Source organism: Arthrobacter sp. Y3221157, assembly GCF_059089865.1.
Window position 1 is genome coordinate 1 of the sequence record NZ_JBNHFD010000259.1, and the last position, 252, is coordinate 252.

Annotated in this window: 1 protein-coding gene; it reads right to left on the bottom strand. The window is 63.1% G+C overall.

What is annotated here, in order from left to right; all coding sequences use genetic code 11:
* Positions 1-252, bottom strand: a 252-nt coding sequence (locus AC5RTT_RS20915) for a glycine cleavage T C-terminal barrel domain-containing protein (protein ID WP_494146746.1), incomplete at both ends; no start/stop codon positions are given.

Consider the following 252-nt stretch of genomic DNA (forward strand, 5'->3'; position numbering starts at 1 on the left):
GGTAGGCGTAGGCGATGGGTTTTTGGACGGTGTAGCCGTAGGCGGCGCTGGTGACGTAGCCGAGGGGCTGGTCTTTGTAGAACACGGGTTCTTTGCCGAGGACGATGGAGCGGCCGTCGTTGATGGTGAGGCAGCGCAGGCGGCGTGCGGAGTTTTCCTCGGTGCGGCCTTCGAGGGCGGCTTTGCCGACGAAGTTGTCTTTGGTCATTTTGACGGCGAAGCCGAGGCCGGCTTCGTAGGGGTCGTGTTCGG